Consider the following 17,843-nt stretch of genomic DNA (forward strand, 5'->3'; position numbering starts at 1 on the left):
TTCCCGCGCCCCTGTTTCAACCTTGCCGACCTCATCTCAGCGCAAGGTATACCCCCCATGCATTCGACCCGCATCAACGTGATGGGCACGCATTACGTTATAGACCACCTTGGCCATGTGCCCCGCCCCGATCGTGAGGCCAACCGCGCCATCCGCCAATGGCTTGCGCAGCAAGGCCATGACCTGGACCCGGACCAGCTCGACGTCATTACCCTCCACTACTGTTCGGATGGCGCAGGTGGCCAGCTGGCCGCGATCAGCCAGCGCACCAGCCTGACCCAGGCACTGCTGGGCAACTGGCAGGGCGAGTCGGCCAGTGACGTGTTCGGCAAGCTGCTGCAAGCACCATGGGCCGGTGCGTTACCCGCAGGTCCGATACGGTTGGTGGACACCCTCCCGGCCCCCGCCTTCAATCACTACGGGGCACCCTTCGAGGTATTCAACGGACTGTTCCGGCGCACTACCGCGCAACGCTACGACGCTTCCACCCATTTGCCGGTAAGCGCCGAAGCCTTCCAGCAGTTCATCAACAACCTGGACTTCCAGCAGCCTTTCAAGGCGGCGCTGGATGTCTACTGGCGTGACCATCTGCACAGTCACAGGCTGGCGCTGAAGCTCAACTTCATCGCAGCCTGCAACAGACAGGTCAGCGAGGGCAGCCTCAGCGAACCTGCACGGCAACTGGTCTGGCAAGCGGCCGGGCTGATGCCACGGCGCAACAGGCTGCGACGCAGCACGTTGAGCATCTACGGCTATGCAGCGACCGACCTGCTGTACCTGAACGACCCCGCCACCGACCTGACGGTGCTGTACGTACCTGGCAACAGCTCACCGTTGCTGACGTTCAGCAGCGAACGAGAATTGAAGGCCTGGGTCGGTGAACAATGCAAAGACCCGACCAGGCGCCAGGCCCTGAAACAGCACTTTCGCCTGGCAGATTGTCCGCAAGGCCTCGACTTCAGCGGCCTGGACACTGCCATGGAGGGGCTGGGCGCCTACCCTGAACGGCACCTGCTGCCGCCCGAACACGGCTATTTCAACGACGACGGCACCTGGCCGCCGCAGACCTATGTCAATTATCGACCAGCCAAGTACAACCCCAAAATCAAGGGCGACCTGTTCCAGGCACTGGCCGAGCGCCAGCGTCAGCGCAGCTACGACGATGCCGCGTTTCTGATCACGGCTGACAGCGAAGTCATCAAGGCCAGGTGGCGTGGCTACCTGGCCACTACGCTCAACCTGCTGGCGCCACTGTGCCTGGTAGTACCCGGCCTGGGGCCGCTGCTGGCCGTCGGCGGTATCGCCCAGCTTGGCCTGGGGCTCGACCAGGCAATCAACGGCAAGTCACTTCAGCAGCAGCAGGAAGGCATCGGCAACATCACCTGGGGCCTGTTCAACGCCTTGCCCCTGGCGGCAGGCGCTGCCGCAAGGGCCCAGGCGTTGTTCGAATTCAAGGTCGAAGGTTTCGCGCCGCCGACGCGGCTGAATGAACAGATCGGCTACCCCCTGAGCCCGCTCTCGCCACCGCGCTTCCCGGAGCCCGAGGGCGCAAGCTACTTCCATATCACCGACCCGATAGAGCCACTGGAGGACGCTGACCAGGCAGTTGCCGACGCCGTCATTCGTACACCCCAGTACGATGGTGAGCCAGACACCCTGGCAGCGAACATCGATGGCTACAACGCCAGGGTGATCTACGACATGGAGCGGGACGTATTCATTCGGGCCGAAGACCTGAACCAGGTCGACCCTGTCGGCTTCGTGGCGGTACCCGGCAGCCGGAACCTGCGCCCCGCGCCACAAGGGCGCGTGGTTACCCATGCGATGCGCAGTCGTACCCTGCGGGCGCTGGGCGTGGACCTGCCATTGCCGCTACAGGTGCCGGCCAGAGCGCCAGGCAGTTGGCCAATACCCAAGCACATCTCCTGCCTGTGGGTCGGTGACCAGATCATCGGCCCGGAGCTGCTGGCCAACTTGGGCCAGAACGCAGCGCGGTTGCAAGGTAGCGAATACAGCATGCGGTTGTTCCTTTCCAGCACTGCCCGGCAGGCCTATGCCGAAAACCTGGAGCTGCTGGCCAGTCATGCCCCGGGCTTGCAGGTGCTGCCCTTGGAAGAGCAGGCCTTCTTCAGGGCTTTCCGCCAAAGCAGGTACTACGCGCAGTACGACGCTGCCCTGGATGGCAACGGCGGCGTTGCCCGCAACTATGCATCGGCATGCGATGTGCTGCGCTACCCGATGCTGCACCACGAAGGTGGCCTGTACATGGATGTCGATGACACCTTGCTCGCGCCAGGCGAATACTCATTGATCATCGACGGCCAACCGGTAGGTGCCGCCGGTGAACCCATCGATCAGGTCGATTTGAGCACGGACGCCAATGGGCTGCTGCTGGTACCGCCCATGTCCAATGAAAAGATGGGCATGAACAGCCTCTACAACTCCAGCCTCATCGGCAGCCACCCCGGCAACCCCACCCTGGAGGCCATTTCCGAAGAGATGTACGCACGCTACCAGCTCAATCGCGACTTCTACGACAGCAAGCCCAGCCTGGCTGAAGACCCGGGGAATTTCTATGAGTATGCCAGCCGCCTGAGCTACCTCACCGGCCCTGCCCTGCTCAGCGACGTGGTCGATCGGCAACTGCCGAGCCTGCGCATCCTGCGCCAGCTCACCAATCTCTATGGGATGCCGCGCATCAATGCCTACCGGTTCGTCGATCTGCCACGCATGCGCGATTCGGTGCGTACACTCCTGCCTCTGAACCGCTTCGCCACTGTCGGTGGCAACCATTCCTGGAGCCGAACATGAACCCGCGCCAACCTGTGGTCGGCGCAGCCGGCCAAGACTACGTCAAGGCAATGCTGGGTTCCGTGCCTCGCCCTGACTGCAGTGCCAGTGCAGCCATCCGCGAATGGGCCAGCCAGCAGCGGCTGGACGTGGAACCCGACAACACGCTTGCAGTGACCTTGCATTGCAAATTCGTTCCCAAGCGGGGCTGGCTGGCCAAGATCGTCCAACAAATGAGCCTGACCGAAGCGCTGCTTGGCAACTGGCAGCAAAGCGGCTACTCCAAGGTTGCCGAGCAAACCGCGCAGCTGCTGCTAAGAGGCGGGACGGCCACCGTCGACCTGCTAGGTGTACTGCCAGAGCTTTCCCTGCCACACGGTCGAGCGCCCTGGGCCCAGGCCTTCAGCAATGGTCAGGTGACGATCGTCGATGAATTGCCAGGAAGTGGCCTGGACCACGACATCGATGTGCACACCGAATTCCATGGCCTTTTCCGCCAGACCGCACCCATGCGCTACGACGCCAGCACTTATGTGCAGTTCGACGCCACGACCTTCCAGTCCTTCATCTGGCAACTCGACTTCCAGGGCGTATTCAAACGCCAGCTCGATGACTTCTGGGCCCATGCCGCCAGCCAGTACAGCGTCAGCGCGTGCATCGCATTCCTCGCTGCCTGCAACAGGCAGGCATTGCGGGGCAACCTCAGTGAACAGGGGCGCAGCCTGGCGTGGCGGGCGGCAGGCGTGGAACGCTGGCACCACGGCGCCAACCTCAGTGACAACGGGGTAGAGGCCAGGCTGCTGAACATCAATGGCTACCCATCGAGCGACATCCTCTGCCTGAGCGATATGCGCAGCCGCCTGACCTTGCTGTACATACCGGGCAATGCGGCGCCGTTGCATGAGTTCGCCAACCCAGGCGCCATGCGTGCGTGGCTTGCCAGGCAGTGCCGCGACGCCGACAAACGGGCAGCCCTGCTTGCCCACTTCAGGGCCTGCGATATTCCGGACAGGATTGGCCGCTCGGGGTTGCGTCGGGTACTTCAGGGCATGGCCGATTTCCCGCCCCGCCAGATCATCCTGCCTGCAACCAGCGTGTATCGCCTGGCCAGGGTTTGGAACCCGCACACCCTGATCAACTACAAGGCAGACACCTCCAGCCCACGCATCGAATACAACCTGTTCGAGGCATTGACGGTGGCACAACGTCAACGCAGCCAATCCGACGCCGACTTCCTGATCACGCGCGACAGTGAAGTGACCAAGGCCGCATGGCGCAGCTATTTCTACCTGACCATGAACCTGGCCACACCGTTTCTGCTGGTGGTTCCCGGACTGCTACCCCTGGCTGCCGTGGCCGGGGTGGCCCAATTTACAGTAGGCCTGGACCAGGCGCTGCACGGCAAGGATGTGAACCAACAGCTCGAAGGCGCGGAGCAGGCCGTGTTCGGCCTGCTGAACGCAGCCCCGGGGCTGGCGCGCGGGGTCAAGGCGAGCAAGGCGCTGTTCGGCCAACGCCCCATTGGCTTCATCAAACCGGTGAGGCTCAATGGCCGCATAGGCTACCCGCTGAGCCCGGTCTCGCCGCCACGCTGGCCCGGGCCTGCGATGACACCCTATTTCCAGGACTTGGCAGTAGCGGGTGACCAAGTAGCCACCACCTTGCCCGGCGCAGACTCACACGTTGCCCGCTGCGTAACGCGGCGCAAGGCATTCGGCACAGGTGACGAACTGATCGGCGATGCGGGGAATGGCCCACACCCGCTGTACTACGACGCCCGACAGGACAGTTTCGTGCTCAAGTACCCCAACGGCACACGCGGCGCCCAGCACTATGTGGCCAGCGCCGATCCGCTGCAGCCCTCGATCAGCCGACTGCTGCCCGATACGGACCCGTTGCGGGAAATCAGCCCGGCATCGCGCTCGCGCACGCTGCGGGCACTGGGTATCGATCTGCAGCTGCCCATCGACCTCGATGCGCTGGGGACTGCACCAGGCATACCCGTCCCCAGGCAGGTATTTCACATCTGGCTGGGTGACAGGACGATCGCCGGTGATTACCTGGCCGCGCTCGACAACAACGTGCAGGCACTACGCAACAGCGATTTCACGCTCAAACTCTACCTCTCCAACGCCAACCCTCAGGCATTCGAACGTAACATGACCCTGCTGCAGCCCCGCATCGACAGGGGATTGAAGGTTGCAGTACTGGAGCAGCAGACTTTCTATCATCAATTCGCGGCAAGTGAATACTTCGACCAGTACCAGGCTGCGCTGGAAGGAAATGGCGGTGTGGCCAGCAACTTCTCCTCGGCCTCCGATATTTTGCGCTACCGCATCCTGCATAGCGAAGGCGGCATCTACCTGGATATTGACGACCATCTGTTGGTCGAGCCGGACGCAACCGGGCAGTTACGGGCAAAGATCGACAGCGTACCGCTCACCACGCCCCTCGACGGGCTGCTGTTGAGGAGCCCGGTGTGCAATGCGCAATTGGGCATGTATACCAGCTACAACACCAGCATGATTGGCAGCCGTGCTGGCAATCCGGTGCTGAACGCCATTTCGGACGAGATCCTGGGCCGTTACCTCACCCCGGAGGGCCAGGCGTTCTACGAGGCTCCCAAACCGCCGCGGCAGCATGCGGCGGCATTCCAGGCCTATACCGAAAGGCTCAACACGCTGACCGGGCCCGCGGTGCTCAACCATGTAATCGACCAACGTCTACCTGAGCTCTACACCTTCAGGCAGGTGGCGGACCTGGCAAACATGCACACCCTGAACTACGACGCGCTGCTGGATGAAGCAGCACAACGGCGTGCAGAGCTGCGGTTGCTACCCCTGGAAGAGGTCGCAATGGCAGGGAACGCTCAGGGTTACTGACGGCCGGTCGGGCTTGCGCGGCCGCTGTGCCTGGGGCCGCACAAGACTCATGGCAATCAGTTGCCGCGATGCAGCTTGCTCATCAGTTCTGCCTCGGCCTGGGTCAGGCCGCAGCTTTCGGTCAGCTCGGCCACGCTGGCGCCCATGCCCACCAGCTTGGCCGCTTGGGTGAAGGTGACGTTGTGCGGGTCGCGCTGCTCCAGTTGCTGGATCTTGTCGGGCAGCGGCGCAACCGCCACGCGCAAGTCATGCAGCGCCTCGCCCATGCGCACGGTACCGTTCTGGTAATCGTCCAGGCGCTTGGCCAGGTCCTTGATGCGCTGGTCACGCAGCGCGTCACCCGCTGCCTGCTGCGCAGCCAGCTCGCGCTGGCGCTTGCTGTAGTTGAGGAAAAACCACAGGCTCAGCGCCCAGACCAGCGCCAGGAAGATGACAGCAACCTCTAGGATCAACTCAGATGTTCTCCAGCTCGGACCACTCTTCCTCGGTCATCATCTTGTCCAGTTCGACCAGGATCAGCAGTTCGCCGTTCTTGTTGCACACGCCCTGGATGAACTTGGCCGACTCTTCGTTACCCACGTTCGGTGCAGTCTCGATCTCGGACTGGCGCAGGTAGACCACCTCGGCCACGCTGTCGACCAGGATACCGACCACTTGCTTGTCGGCCTCGATGATGACGATACGGGTGTTGTCGGTGACTTCAGTCGGCATAAGGCCAAAGCGCTGGCGAGTGTCGATCACGGTCACCACGTTGCCGCGCAGGTTGATGATGCCCAGCACGTAGCTTGGTGCACCCGGCACCGGGGCGATCTCGGTGTAGCGCAACACTTCCTGCACCTGCATCACGTTGATGCCGTAGGACTCATTGTCCAGACGGAAGGTAACCCATTGCAGGATCGGATCTTCGGAACCTTGTGCAGACGACTTTTTCATTCCCCTACCCTCAAAATCCGCCACAGGCGGTGTGTTCGGTGTCATTTCTGTTTGGCGTGCATCTGCTTGACCGCACCACTGGCGATCAGCTCGGCCAGTGCAGCGACGTCGAGCAGCGCACACATGTGTTCAATAACCGTGCCGGCCAGCCACGGGCGCTGGCCACGCTGGCTGCGCCACTTGATCTCGGACGGGTCCAGGCGCAGCGAGCGGCTGACCTGGTGTACGGCCAGCCCCCATTCGTAGCCCTGCACGGAAATCACGTACTGCAGGCCCTGGCGAAAATCATCGCGGTAGCGATCGGGCATCACCCAGCGCGCGGTGTCCAACACCTTCAGGTTGCCGGCCTGGCAGGTCAGGATGCCGAGAAACCAATCCGGCTGGCCGAATAGTGGTGTCAGTTCCTGGCCGGCCAGGGTGTAGATCGAGCCCAGGCACACCAGCGGCACCGCCAGGGTCAGGCCCGCCACGTCGAACAGCAGGCATTCGAACGGCTCGGCGGCCCAGGCCGGGCGGCCATCGACCGTGGCCGGGGGCACGGGTACCTGCGGCGCCGGCAGGTGTACGTCCACCAGCGGCACTGCCGGCTCCACGGTCTGCTCCTCGACCAGCACCGGGATGCTGGCCTCGGCCACCACCGCCCGCTCGACCACCGTCACTACCGGTGCCTCCACCGGCATCACCTGTGGCAGCACCGCCAGCCTGGGCTCGGCGAACGGCCGTGGTGCGGGGCTGACGGTTGCTTCGGCTGACGCCGGCCTGGCTTGCTGCAAGGCATCACGCACCTGCTCTTCGCGCACCGCTTCGGCGAACTCGTCCGCCGCCGCTGGCGCCTCGAACAGGTCTTCGGCTTCGGTGGCGTCCTGCAGCAGGCCGTCGAGGTACGACTGCAGGGCCATCTGTGGCCGGGTACTGGTTTGCCGGGTCTGGGTCATCAGGCCACCTGCGCCGCAGTCTTGTAGGTCAGCAGGTGCTTGAGCAGCGCCCTGTAGGCAACCAGCCCGCGGCTCTTGCTGTCGAATTGCGAGGGCGTGACGCCCTTGCGGCTGGCATCGCGCAGGCGCGTATCCACCGGGATGTAGCCCTGCCACACATGCTGGCCGTAGGTGTCACGCAGCAGCTTGAGCGTGGCCAGCGAGGCCTGGGTGCGGCGGTCGAACAAGGTCGGCACGATCTGGTACGGCAGCGCCTGCTTGCGCGAGCGGTTGACCATGGCCAGGGTCCCGACCATGCGCTCCAGGCCCTTTACCGCGAGAAATTCGGTTTGCACCGGAATCACCAGCTGCTGGCTGGCTGCCAGGGCATTGACCATCAGCACACCGAGCAAGGGTGGGCTGTCGATCAGGGCATAGTCGAAATCCTGCCACAGCTGCGCCAGACTCTTGGCGATCACCAGGCCCAGGCCGTTCTGCCCCGGTGACTGGCGCTCCAGCACCGCCAGCGCGGTACTCGACGGCAACAGCGAGATGCGTTCGTCACTGGTGGGCAGCAGCAGTTGCCCGGGCAGGCCCTCGGGCACCGCGCCCTTGTGCAGGAACAGGTCGTAGCAGCTGTGCTCCAGGGCATCGGGGTTGTGCCCGAAATAGCTGGTCATCGAGCCGTGCGGGTCGAGGTCGACGACGACCACACGCTTGCCGGCCTCGGCCAGCAGGCCGGCCAGGGCGATGGTAGTGGTGGTCTTGCCGACGCCACCTTTTTGATTGGCTACTGCCCAGACTCTCATCAAGCAAACTCTATCTATTGATTTGGCAGGGACACTGCTGGGGCAACTGTCTTGCTCAACATCGGAAAGCTGGCGCGATCCCTGTGGGAGCGGGTTTACCCGCGAACACCGGCGCAGCCGGTGCCATGCACCGTGTCACCTTCTTCGCGGGTGAACCCGCTCCCACAGAGGACCGCGCTACATTCAACTACTTGGCAGCGTCGGGGAATTGACGAATCACTGCCCCGCCACCGTTGCTGGCGTTGCCGGTGCACTTTGTGTGCCAGCCCGGCGCAATGCAGCATCCGGCGTGGCATTGGCACTGCCCGAGCCAGTCAGGCTGCGGCGCACTTCGAGGTTGCGCGAAATCACCAGCACCACGCGGCGATTGCGCGCACGGCCTTCGGCAGTGTCGTTGCTGGCAACCGGCTGGTACTCGCCATAGCCGACCGAGGCCATGCGTGCCGGGTTGACCCCCTCCATGGCCAGCAGGCGCACGATGCTTGCCGCCCGAGCCGAAGACAGCTCCCAGTTGGTCGGGTACTGCGCAGTGCGGATTGGCAGGTTGTCGGTAAAGCCTTCGACGTGCACCGGGTTGGCGAACGGCTTGAGAATGCCGGCCACCTTCTCGATGATCGCAAATGCCTTGTCGCTGGGCATGGCATCGCCACTGCCGAACAGCAACGAGGAATTGAGCTCGATCTCGATCCACAGCTCATTGCCGCGCACAGTCATCTGGTCGCTTTTGATCAGGTCGCCAAAGGCATCGCGCACGTCATCGCTGATGGTTTTCAGTGGGTCGATACTGGTCGCCCCAAGGCCCGCATCGGTCTGCTCGCTGTCCTTCACCAACGGCTCGGCCGGGCGCACGCTCAGCGGCCGCTCTTCACCGATGGGGATCGGCTTCATGCTGCGCTCGGGGTCGTTGAACACCCCGAGCAAGGCCTGGGAAATGACCTTGTACTTGCCCTCGTTGATCGAGGAAATCGAGTACATCACCACGAAAAAGGCGAACAGCAGGGTAATGAAGTCGGCGTACGACACCAGCCAGCGTTCGTGGTTTTCGTGCTCCTCGGTATGACGACGGCGACGCATGGGTTACTCCATGAAGCCTTGCAGCTTCAGCTCGATCGAGCGCGGGTTCTCACCCTCGGCAATCGACAGCAGGCCCTCTAGCAGCATCTCGCGGTAGCGCGACTGGCGCATGACGATGGCCTTGAGCTTGTTGGCGACCGGCAGCAGCACCAGGTTGGCGCTGGCCACCCCGTAGATGGTCGCGACGAAGGCCACGGCAATGCCGTTGCCCAACTGCGACGGGTCGGCCAGGTTGCCCATCACGTGAATCAGGCCCATCACCGCACCGATGATGCCGATGGTCGGCGCGTAGCCGCCCATGCTCTCGAACACCTTGGCGGCCTGGATATCACGGCTTTCCTGGGTCAGGAAGTCGACTTCGAGGATGCTGCGGATGGCCTCCGGCTCGGCACCATCCACCAGCAGTTGCAGGCCCTTGCGCGCATAAGGGTCTGGCTCGCTGTCGGCCACCCCTTCCAGGCCCAGCAGGCCTTCCTTGCGCGCGGTCAGGCTCCAGTTGACGACGCGGTCTACCCCGCCCGCCAGGTCGACCCGTGGCGGAAACAGGATCCAGCGCAAAATCTGCAAGGCACGCTTGAACGACGACAGCGGCGACTGCAGCAAGGCCGCCGCCAGGGTGCCGCCCAGCACGATCAGTGCCGCCGGGCCATTGACCAGGGCGCCGACATGGCCGCCTTCGAGGAAGTTGCCACCGACGATGGCGACAAACGCGAGGATCAGGCCGATCAGGCTGAGCACGTCCATCAGACGCACGCCTCCACCAGGTGCTTGCCGATTTCGTCCAGGCTGTACACCGCGTCGGCCAGGTTGGCCTTGACGATAGCCATGGGCATGCCATAGATCACGCAGCTGGCTTCATCCTGGGCCCAGACCGTGCTGCCGCCCTGCTTGAGCAGGCGCGCCCCTTCACGACCATCGGCGCCCATGCCGGTAAGCACCACCGACAGCACCTTGTCGCCATACGACTTGGCCGCCGAGCCGAAGGTGATGTCCACGCACGGCTTGTAGTTCAGGCGCTCGTCACCGGGCAGGATCTTCACTGTGCCACGGCCGTCGATCATCATCTGCTTGCCACCTGGGGCCAGCAGGGCCAGGCCCGGGCGCAGCATGTCGCCGTCCTCGGCTTCCTTGACGCTGATGCGGCACAGCTTGTCCAGGCGCTCGGCAAAGGCCTTGGTGAATGCCGCCGGCATGTGCTGGATCAGTACGATCGGCGCCGGGAAGTTGGCCGGCAGCTGGGTCAGCACCCGCTGCAGGGCGACCGGGCCGCCCGTGGAGGTACCGATGGCCACCAGTTTGTATGGCTTGCGCTTGGGTGCCGGCGAATGCGCTGGCGCCGCTGCCGGGGCCGCTGCACGGGCAGGCGCAGGCGTGCGCACCGCTGCCAGGCTGGCGAAACTGCTGGCAGCAGCGTGACCGCTGCCTGCCGGCGCGGGTACGGGTGCGGCAACCGGCGCATGGCTGGCGTAGCTGCCAAAACGGCGGTTGCTGCGGGAAATGGTATGCACCTTCTCGCACAGCAGTTGCTTGACCTTGTCGGGGTTGCGCGAGATGTCCTCGAAGTTCTTCGGCAGGTAATCCACCGCACCGGCATCCAGCGCATCGAGGGTGACACGGGCGCCTTCATGGGTCAGCGACGAGAACATCAACACCGGCGTCGGGCAGCGCTGCATGATGTGCCGCACCGCGGTGATGCCGTCCATCATGGGCATTTCGTAGTCCATGGTGATGACATCGGGCTTCAGCGCCAGCGCCTGGTCGATTGCTTCCTTGCCGTTGGTCGCGGTACCCACTACCTGGATCGTCGGATCCGCCGAGAGGATTTCCGAGACGCGGCGGCGGAAGAAACCGGAATCATCCACCACCAGGACCTTGACTGCCATAAACACTCCATTAGGCGGCGCAACCCGCCAGGGTGCGCCACCGAAATCAAATACGCCGCGCGGCGTAACGCTTGAGCATGCTCGGGACGTCGAGAATCAACGCGATGCGACCGTCGCCGGTGATGGTGGCCCCGGACATGCCCGGGGTGCCCTGCAGCATCTTGCCCAGCGGCTTGATTACCACTTCTTCCTGGCCAACCAGTTGATCGACGACAAAGCCGATGCGCTGGGTGCCGACCGACAGGATCACCACGTGGCCCTCGTGCTGCTCTTCGTGCACCTGGCCCTGGACCAGCCAGCGCTTGAGGTAGAACAACGGCAGCGCCTTGTCGCGTACGATCACCACTTCCTGGCCGTCGACCACGTTGGTGCGCGACAGGTCGAGGTGGAAGATCTCGTTGACGTTGACCAGCGGGAAGGCAAACGCCTGGTTGCCCAGCATCACCATCAAGGTGGGCATGATCGCCAGGGTCAGCGGCACCTTGATGACGATCTTCGAACCCTGGCCCTTGGCCGAGAAGATGTTGATCGAGCCGTTGAGCTGGGAGATCTTGGTCTTCACCACGTCCATGCCCACACCGCGGCCGGACACGTCGGAAATCTCGGTCTTGGTCGAGAAGCCTGGGGCGAAGATCAGGTTGTAGCAGTCCGACTCGCTCAGGCGATCGGCGGCATCCTTGTCCATCAGGCCCTTTTCCACGGCCTTGGCGCGCAGGATGTTGGGGTCCATGCCCTTGCCGTCGTCGGAGATCGACAGCAGGATGTGGTCGCCTTCCTGCTCGGCCGACAGCACCACGCGGCCGGTACGCGCCTTGCCGGAGGCTTCACGCTCCTCGGGCATCTCCACGCCATGGTCGACGGCGTTGCGCACCAGGTGCACCAACGGGTCGGCCAGGGCCTCGACCAGGTTCTTGTCGAGGTCGGTCTCTTCGCCGACCAGCTCCAGGTTGATTTCTTTCTTGAGCTGGCGGGCCAGGTCACGCACCAGGCGCGGGAAGCGGCCGAAGACTTTCTTGATCGGCTGCATGCGGGTTTTCATCACCGCGGTCTGCAGGTCGGCGGTAACCACGTCGAGGTTGGACACGGCCTTGGACATGGCCTCGTCACCGCTGTTAAGGCCCAGGCGCACCAGACGGTTACGCACCAGCACCAGCTCGCCGACCATGTTCATGATCTCGTCCAGGCGCGCGGTATCGACCCGCACGGTGGTTTCCGCTTCGCTGGCGCCATGCTTGTCGGCGGCCGGGGCCGGGGCGCGGGGTGCTGCGGCAGGTTTGCTGGCAGGCGCCGGCGCCGGTGCCGGAGTAGTAGCTGCTGCTGGCTTGGCCACAGGCTGGCTGTCGGCCTTGGCCGCAGCTGGCGCTTGCACCTTGGTTGCAGCCGGGGCTTCGACGGCGGCCACGTCGCCGCCGAACTTGCCTTTGCCGTGCAACTGGTCCAGCAGCGCCTCGAACTCGTGCTCGCTGATTTCATCGCTGGCTGCACTGGTGTCAGTTGCAGCAGGCGCCAGCGCCTTGGCAGCGGGCAAGGCATCGGCCTGGAAGGTGCCCTTGCCATGCAACTGGTCCAGCAGCGATTCGAATTCGGCGTCGGTAATTTCGTCGCTGGCCGGTTCCGGCGCGCCGGCAACCGGCTGCGCGGCAACTTCGGCGCTGAACTGGCCTTTGCCGTGCAACTGGTCGAGCAGCGACTCGAACTCGGCGTCGGTGATTTCGTCACCTTCACCGCTCACGGTCTCGCCCTGCATCTGCTCGTCGGCCGCAGCTTGCGCCTTGACCGCATCGAGCGAATCGAGCAGCTGTTCGAACTCGCTGTCGGTGATGTCCTGCTCCTCGGCAGGCGCTTCGGCAACCGGTGCCGGTGCCGCGGCGGCAGGCGCTTCAACGGCCACGGCGCCCCCCGGCTCGGCCAGGCGCGACAGCGCCGCCAAAAGCTCGGGGGTAGCCGGGGTCACTTCGGCGCGCTCGCGCACCTGGCCAAACATGCTGTTGACCGTGTCCAGTGCCTCGAGCACCACATCCATCAGTTCCGCGTCGACCCGGCGCTCACCTTTGCGCAGGACGTCGAACACGTTCTCGGCGATATGGCAGCACTCCACCAGCTCGTTCAGCTGAAGGAAGCCGGCGCCCCCTTTTACAGTGTGGAAACCGCGAAAGATCGCATTGAGCAGGTCGGCATCGTCGGGCCGGCTTTCCAGCTCGACCAGTTGCTCGGACAGTTGCTCAAGAATTTCGCCGGCTTCTACCAGGAAATCCTGGAGGATTTCTTCATCGGCGCCGAAGCTCATCAAACGTGCTCCTTAAAAACCCAGGCTGGACAGCAGATCATCGACATCGTCCTGACCGGACACGACGTCTTCACGCTTATCGGCATGAATCTGCGGACCTTCACCCCGAGTCGGATGTTTTTCTCGATCTTTTTCTGCACGCAGTTGATCGTGGTCATGCTGGATGCCCGCAAAGCGGTCGACCTGGCTGGCCATCAGCACCAGTTTGAGCAGGTTGCTTTCCACCTCGGTGACCAACGTGGTGACGCGCTTGATCACCTGGCCGGTCAGGTCCTGATAGTCCTGGGCCAGCAGAATGTCGTTGAGGTGGCCGGCGACCTTGCGGTTACCTTCGGCGCTGTGCGTCAGGAAACTGTCGACGCGCTTGACCAGGTCACGGAACTCCGGCGCAGCCACTTCGCGGCGCATGAAACGCTGCCAGTCGGTGCTCAGTGCCTGGGCCTCGCTGGCCAGGTCGTTGAGCACCGGGGTGCTTTCCTCGACCAGGTCCATGGTGCGATTGGCCGCGCCCTCGGTGAGCCTGACGACGTACGACAGGCGCTCGGTGGCGTCGGTTATCTGCGACACCTCCTCGGCCTGCGGCATGGTCGGGTCGATCTGGAAACTGACAATGGCACTGTGCAGCTCGCGGGTCAGCTTGCCGACTTCCTGGTACAGGCCGCGGTCGCGGGTCTGGTTTAGCTCGTGAATCAGCTGCACCGCCTCGCCGAAACGGCCCCGCTCCAGGCTTTCGACCAGCTCCTGGGCATGCTTCTTCAGGGTCGATTCGAACTCGCCCAAAGACGTTTGTGATGAATCCATGGCGCGCCCCCTGACGTGACTCAGCCGTTGACGCGTTCGAAGATCTTCTCGATCTTTTCTTTGAGCACCTGGGCGGTGAACGGCTTGACCACGTAGCCATTGACGCCGGCCTGGGCCGCTTCGATGATCTGGTCGCGCTTGGCTTCGGCGGTCACCATCAGCACCGGCATGGTTTTCAGGCGATCGTGGGCACGCACCTTGCGCAGCAGGTCGATGCCGGACATGCCAGGCATGTTCCAGTCGGTCACCAGGAAGTCGTAGTGGCCGTTCTCCAGCATCGGCAGCGCCGTGGTGCCGTCATCGGCTTCTTCGGTGTTGGTGAAGCCCAGGTCACGCAACAGGTTCTTGATGATCCGCCGCATCGTCGAAAAGTCGTCAACGATGAGGATTTTCATGTCTTTGTTCAAGTAGACCTCCAAGCAGTCTCAAACGCGCTCGGCCCCGAGCGCGCATTCACAATTCGGTACAACGTAGAAAACGACTGCAACGACAGCGGGCTCAACGCGCCCGCCATTCCCCCAGGCGGCTGCGCAGGCGCGCGGCACACTGGCTGTGCAACTGGCTGACCCGCGACTCGCTGACCCCCAGCACCTCACCGATTTCCTTGAGGTTCAGCTCTTCGTCGTAGTACAGCGCCAGCACCAGGCGCTCACGCTCCGGCAGGTTGGAGATGGCCTCGGTCAGGGCGGCCTGGAAGCGCTCGTCCTCCAGGCCGCGCGCAGGTTCTACCTGGCCACTGGCGCCATCCTCATGCAGCCCTTCGTGCTCGCCGTCCTGCAACAGGTCGTCGAAGCTGAACAGGCGGCTGCCCAGGGTATCGTTCAAGATCCCGTAGTAATCATCGAGACTCAATTGGAGTTCGGCAGCAACTTCATGATCTTTAGCGTCACGGCCGGTTCTGGCTTCAACCGCACGCATCGCGTCGCTGACCATGCGGGTGTTGCGGTGCACCGAACGCGGTGCCCAGTCGCCCTTGCGCACTTCGTCCAGCATGGCCCCGCGGATGCGGATGCCGGCGTAGGTTTCAAAGCTGGCGCCCTTGCTGGCGTCGTACTTGTTGGCCACTTCCAGCAGGCCGATCATGCCGGCCTGGATCAGGTCCTCGACCTGCACGTTGGCCGGCAGCCGCGCCAGCAGGTGGTAGGCGATGCGCTTGACCAGCGGGGCGTAGCGTTCGATCAGCTCGTACTGGGCGTCTTTCGACGCTCGGCTGTACATCTTGAAACCGCTGGCGTTCATAGCACTGGACCCGCGCTGGTGGGTTGCACCAGACGCTCGACAAAGAACTCCAGATGGCCACGCGGGTTGGCCGGCAGCGGCCAGCTGTCGACCTTCTGGGCTATCGCCTTGAAGGCCAGCGCGCATTTGGAGCGTGGGAAGGCTTCGTACACGGCACGCTGCTTCTGCACCGCCTTGCGCACACACTCGTCATACGGCACAGCGCCCACATACTGCAGGGCAACGTCGAGGAAACGGTCGGTGACCTTGGTCAGCTTGGCGAACAGGTTACGGCCTTCCTGCGGGCTCTGCGCCATGTTGGCCAGCACGCGGAAACGGTTCATGCCGTAGTCGCGATTGAGCAGCTTGATCAGGGCGTAGGCATCGGTGATCGAGGTGGGTTCATCGCATACCACCAGCAGCACTTCCTGGGCGGCGCGGACGAAGCTGACCACCGAATCACCGATACCGGCCGCAGTGTCGATCACCAGCACGTCGAGGTTGTCGCCGATTTCGCTGAACGCCTGGATCAGCCCGGCATGCTGGGCCGGGGCCAGGTGCACCATGCTCTGCGTGCCCGAGGCAGCCGGCACGATGCGCACACCACCGGGGCCCTGCAACATCACGTCGCGCAGCTCGCAGCGCCCTTCGATGACATCGGCCAGGGTCCGCTTGGGGGTAAGGCCCAGCAGCACGTCGACATTGGCCAGGCCCAGGTCGGCGTCGAGCAGCATGACCCTGCGGCCAAGCTCGGCCAGCGCCAGGGACAGGTTCACTGAAACGTTAGTCTTGCCGACGCCACCTTTGCCACCGGTCACGGCGATCACCTGTACGGGATGCATGCTACCCATGTCTGTTCTTTACCTTGTCTCGCTGGGACTCAGGCCACACGTAGGGCAATTCTGCGTACCCCTTGGCATAGCTACCTTGCACACATTTCATCATCAACCCGCTCGCCGTGGGTTGTGATAGAGATCAGCGAACATATCGGCCATGGCCTCTTCGCTGGGCTCGTCCTGCTGCTGCACATTGACCGCGCGGGAGACCAACTGGTGCCCCCGAGGCAGGTGCAGGTCGTCAGGAATGCGCGGCCCGTCGGTCAGGTAGGCCACTGGCAGTTCATGACTGATGGCAAGGCTCAGCACATCGCCAAGGCTCGCCGTTTCATCGAGTTTGGTCAGGATGCAACCGGCCAGGCCGCAGCGCTTGTAGCTGTGGTAGGCGGCGGTCAGCACCTGCTTCTGGCTGGTGGTGGCCAGCACCAGGTAGTTCTTCGCGGCAATGCCACGCCCGGCCAGGGTATCCAGTTGCATGCGCAGGGCCGGGTCGCTGGCCTGCAGGCCGGCGGTATCGATCAGCACCACGCGCTTGCGCAGCAGCGGCTCCAGCGCCGCAGCAAGCGACTGGCCCGGGTCGACGTAGGTCACCGGCACGTTGAGGATGCGGCCCAGGGTCTTGAGCTGCTCCTGGGCGCCAATGCGGAAGCTGTCCATGCTCACCAGCGCCAGGTTCTGCGCGCCGTACTTGAGCACGTAGCGGGCGGCCAGCTTGGCCAGGGTGGTGGTCTTGCCCATGCCGGCCGGGCCGACCATGGCAATCACCCCACCCTCTTCGATCGGCTCGACCTCGGGGATTTCGATCATCCGCGCCAGATGCGCAAGCAACATGCGCCAGGCCTGGCGTGGCTCGTCGATCTCGGCAGTCAGGTCCAGCAGCTCACGGGCGATCGGCCCGGACAGGCCGATACGCTGCAGCCGGCGCCAGACGGTGGCCTGCTGCGGCTTGCTGCCTTGCAGCTGGTTCCAGGCCAGCGAGCCGAGCTGCACTTCCAGCAGCTCGCGCAGGCCCGACAGCTCGGAGCGCATGGCATCGAACAGGCGCGGGTCGACCGGCGCCGACGCAGGCGCTGCAGCAGCCTCGGGAACATCGACATGCGGTTCGATCAACGGCTCGGCGGCGGTCAGCGACTGCCCGGCGAACAATTGGCGGTTGTTGTCGCTGCTATCCTGGCGGTGGCCCAGCTCGGCCTGGGCAGTGGCGATGCGCGTATGGGTCTTGCGCAGCTCTTCTTCCAGTTCGGCGTTGGGCACACGGGGGGCCAGGGCGGACAGCTTGTAGTCCAGCGCGGCCGTCAGCTCGACACCGCCGGCGATGCGACGGTTGCCGATGATGGCGGCATCGGCGCCCAGCTCATCACGGACCAGTTTCATGGCCTGACGCATATCGGCGGCGAAAAATCGCTTAACTTGCAT

At 63.7% G+C, this 17,843-nt stretch carries 15 protein-coding genes; 2 read left to right on the top strand and 13 right to left on the bottom strand.

Annotation, left to right across the window (positions count from 1 at the left end):
- Window positions 1–57: 57 nt before the first annotated feature.
- On the top strand, window positions 58–2,811 hold the full coding sequence (locus ACK56M_RS20520; RefSeq protein ID WP_411958962.1) for a dermonecrotic toxin domain-containing protein: 2,754 nt from the start codon (window positions 58–60) through the stop codon (window positions 2,809–2,811).
- A complete protein-coding gene (locus tag ACK56M_RS20525; protein WP_411958963.1) occupies window positions 2,808–5,672 on the top strand; it encodes a dermonecrotic toxin domain-containing protein in 2,865 nt (954 codons plus the stop codon). Before ACK56M_RS20520 ends, ACK56M_RS20525 begins: the two co-directional genes overlap by 4 nt.
- Before the next feature lie 56 nt (window positions 5,673–5,728).
- On the opposite strand, the gene ACK56M_RS20530 is transcribed toward ACK56M_RS20525, so the two are convergent.
- From ACK56M_RS20530 to flhF, 13 genes are all read right to left on the bottom strand, one after another.
- The gene (locus tag ACK56M_RS20530; protein ID WP_015271199.1) at window positions 5,729–6,124 is read right to left on the bottom strand and encodes a DUF2802 domain-containing protein; all 396 of its coding nucleotides are present in this window, start codon (window positions 6,122–6,124) and stop codon (window positions 5,729–5,731) included.
- A gap of 1 nt (window position 6,125) precedes the next feature.
- The gene (locus tag ACK56M_RS20535) at window positions 6,126–6,605 is read right to left on the bottom strand and encodes a chemotaxis protein CheW (RefSeq protein ID WP_003254393.1); all 480 of its coding nucleotides are present in this window, start codon (window positions 6,603–6,605) and stop codon (window positions 6,126–6,128) included.
- Between the two features lie 41 nt (window positions 6,606–6,646).
- Window positions 6,647–7,540, bottom strand: coding sequence for a CheW domain-containing protein (locus tag ACK56M_RS20540; protein WP_015271200.1), 894 nt, complete (start codon window positions 7,538–7,540; stop codon window positions 6,647–6,649).
- Window positions 7,540–8,328, bottom strand: coding sequence for a ParA family protein (locus ACK56M_RS20545; RefSeq protein WP_013973578.1), 789 nt, complete (start codon window positions 8,326–8,328; stop codon window positions 7,540–7,542). The genes ACK56M_RS20540 and ACK56M_RS20545 overlap by 1 nt, the downstream gene beginning before the upstream one ends.
- 216 nt (window positions 8,329–8,544) lie before the next feature.
- A complete protein-coding gene (motD, locus tag ACK56M_RS20550) occupies window positions 8,545–9,402 on the bottom strand; it encodes a flagellar motor protein MotD (RefSeq protein ID WP_013973579.1) in 858 nt (285 codons plus the stop codon).
- A gap of 3 nt (window positions 9,403–9,405) precedes the next feature.
- Window positions 9,406–10,146, bottom strand: coding sequence for a flagellar motor protein (locus tag ACK56M_RS20555; protein WP_054573508.1), 741 nt, complete (start codon window positions 10,144–10,146; stop codon window positions 9,406–9,408).
- Window positions 10,146–11,285, bottom strand: coding sequence for a protein-glutamate methylesterase/protein-glutamine glutaminase (locus ACK56M_RS20560; RefSeq protein ID WP_411958964.1), 1,140 nt, complete (start codon window positions 11,283–11,285; stop codon window positions 10,146–10,148). The genes ACK56M_RS20555 and ACK56M_RS20560 overlap by 1 nt, the downstream gene beginning before the upstream one ends.
- A 46-nt stretch (window positions 11,286–11,331) precedes the next feature.
- A complete protein-coding gene (locus ACK56M_RS20565) occupies window positions 11,332–13,572 on the bottom strand; it encodes a chemotaxis protein CheA (RefSeq protein WP_054573506.1) in 2,241 nt (746 codons plus the stop codon).
- A gap of 12 nt (window positions 13,573–13,584) precedes the next feature.
- A complete protein-coding gene (locus tag ACK56M_RS20570; RefSeq protein ID WP_015271204.1) occupies window positions 13,585–14,373 on the bottom strand; it encodes a protein phosphatase CheZ in 789 nt (262 codons plus the stop codon).
- A 20-nt stretch (window positions 14,374–14,393) separates the two neighbouring features.
- Entirely contained in the window at window positions 14,394–14,768 is a 375-nt protein-coding gene (locus ACK56M_RS20575; protein WP_161551427.1) for a chemotaxis response regulator CheY, read from the bottom strand.
- Between the two features lie 103 nt (window positions 14,769–14,871).
- Window positions 14,872–15,612: an RNA polymerase sigma factor FliA gene (fliA, locus tag ACK56M_RS20580; protein WP_003257298.1), complete on the bottom strand. Its 741-nt coding sequence runs from the start codon at window positions 15,610–15,612 to the stop codon at window positions 14,872–14,874.
- Complete coding sequence (fleN, locus tag ACK56M_RS20585) at window positions 15,609–16,442, bottom strand: flagellar synthesis regulator FleN (RefSeq protein ID WP_003254408.1); 834 nt, start codon at window positions 16,440–16,442, stop codon at window positions 15,609–15,611. Before fleN ends, fliA begins: the two co-directional genes overlap by 4 nt.
- 93 nt (window positions 16,443–16,535) lie before the next feature.
- Window positions 16,536–17,843 (bottom strand): flagellar biosynthesis protein FlhF, encoded by a 1,308-nt coding sequence (gene flhF, locus ACK56M_RS20590; RefSeq protein WP_015271206.1) that lies wholly within the window; start codon window positions 17,841–17,843, stop codon window positions 16,536–16,538.

The organism is Pseudomonas sp. s4, assembly GCF_046764235.1.
Taxonomy (GTDB): Bacteria; Pseudomonadota; Gammaproteobacteria; order Pseudomonadales; family Pseudomonadaceae; genus Aquipseudomonas; species Aquipseudomonas asiatica.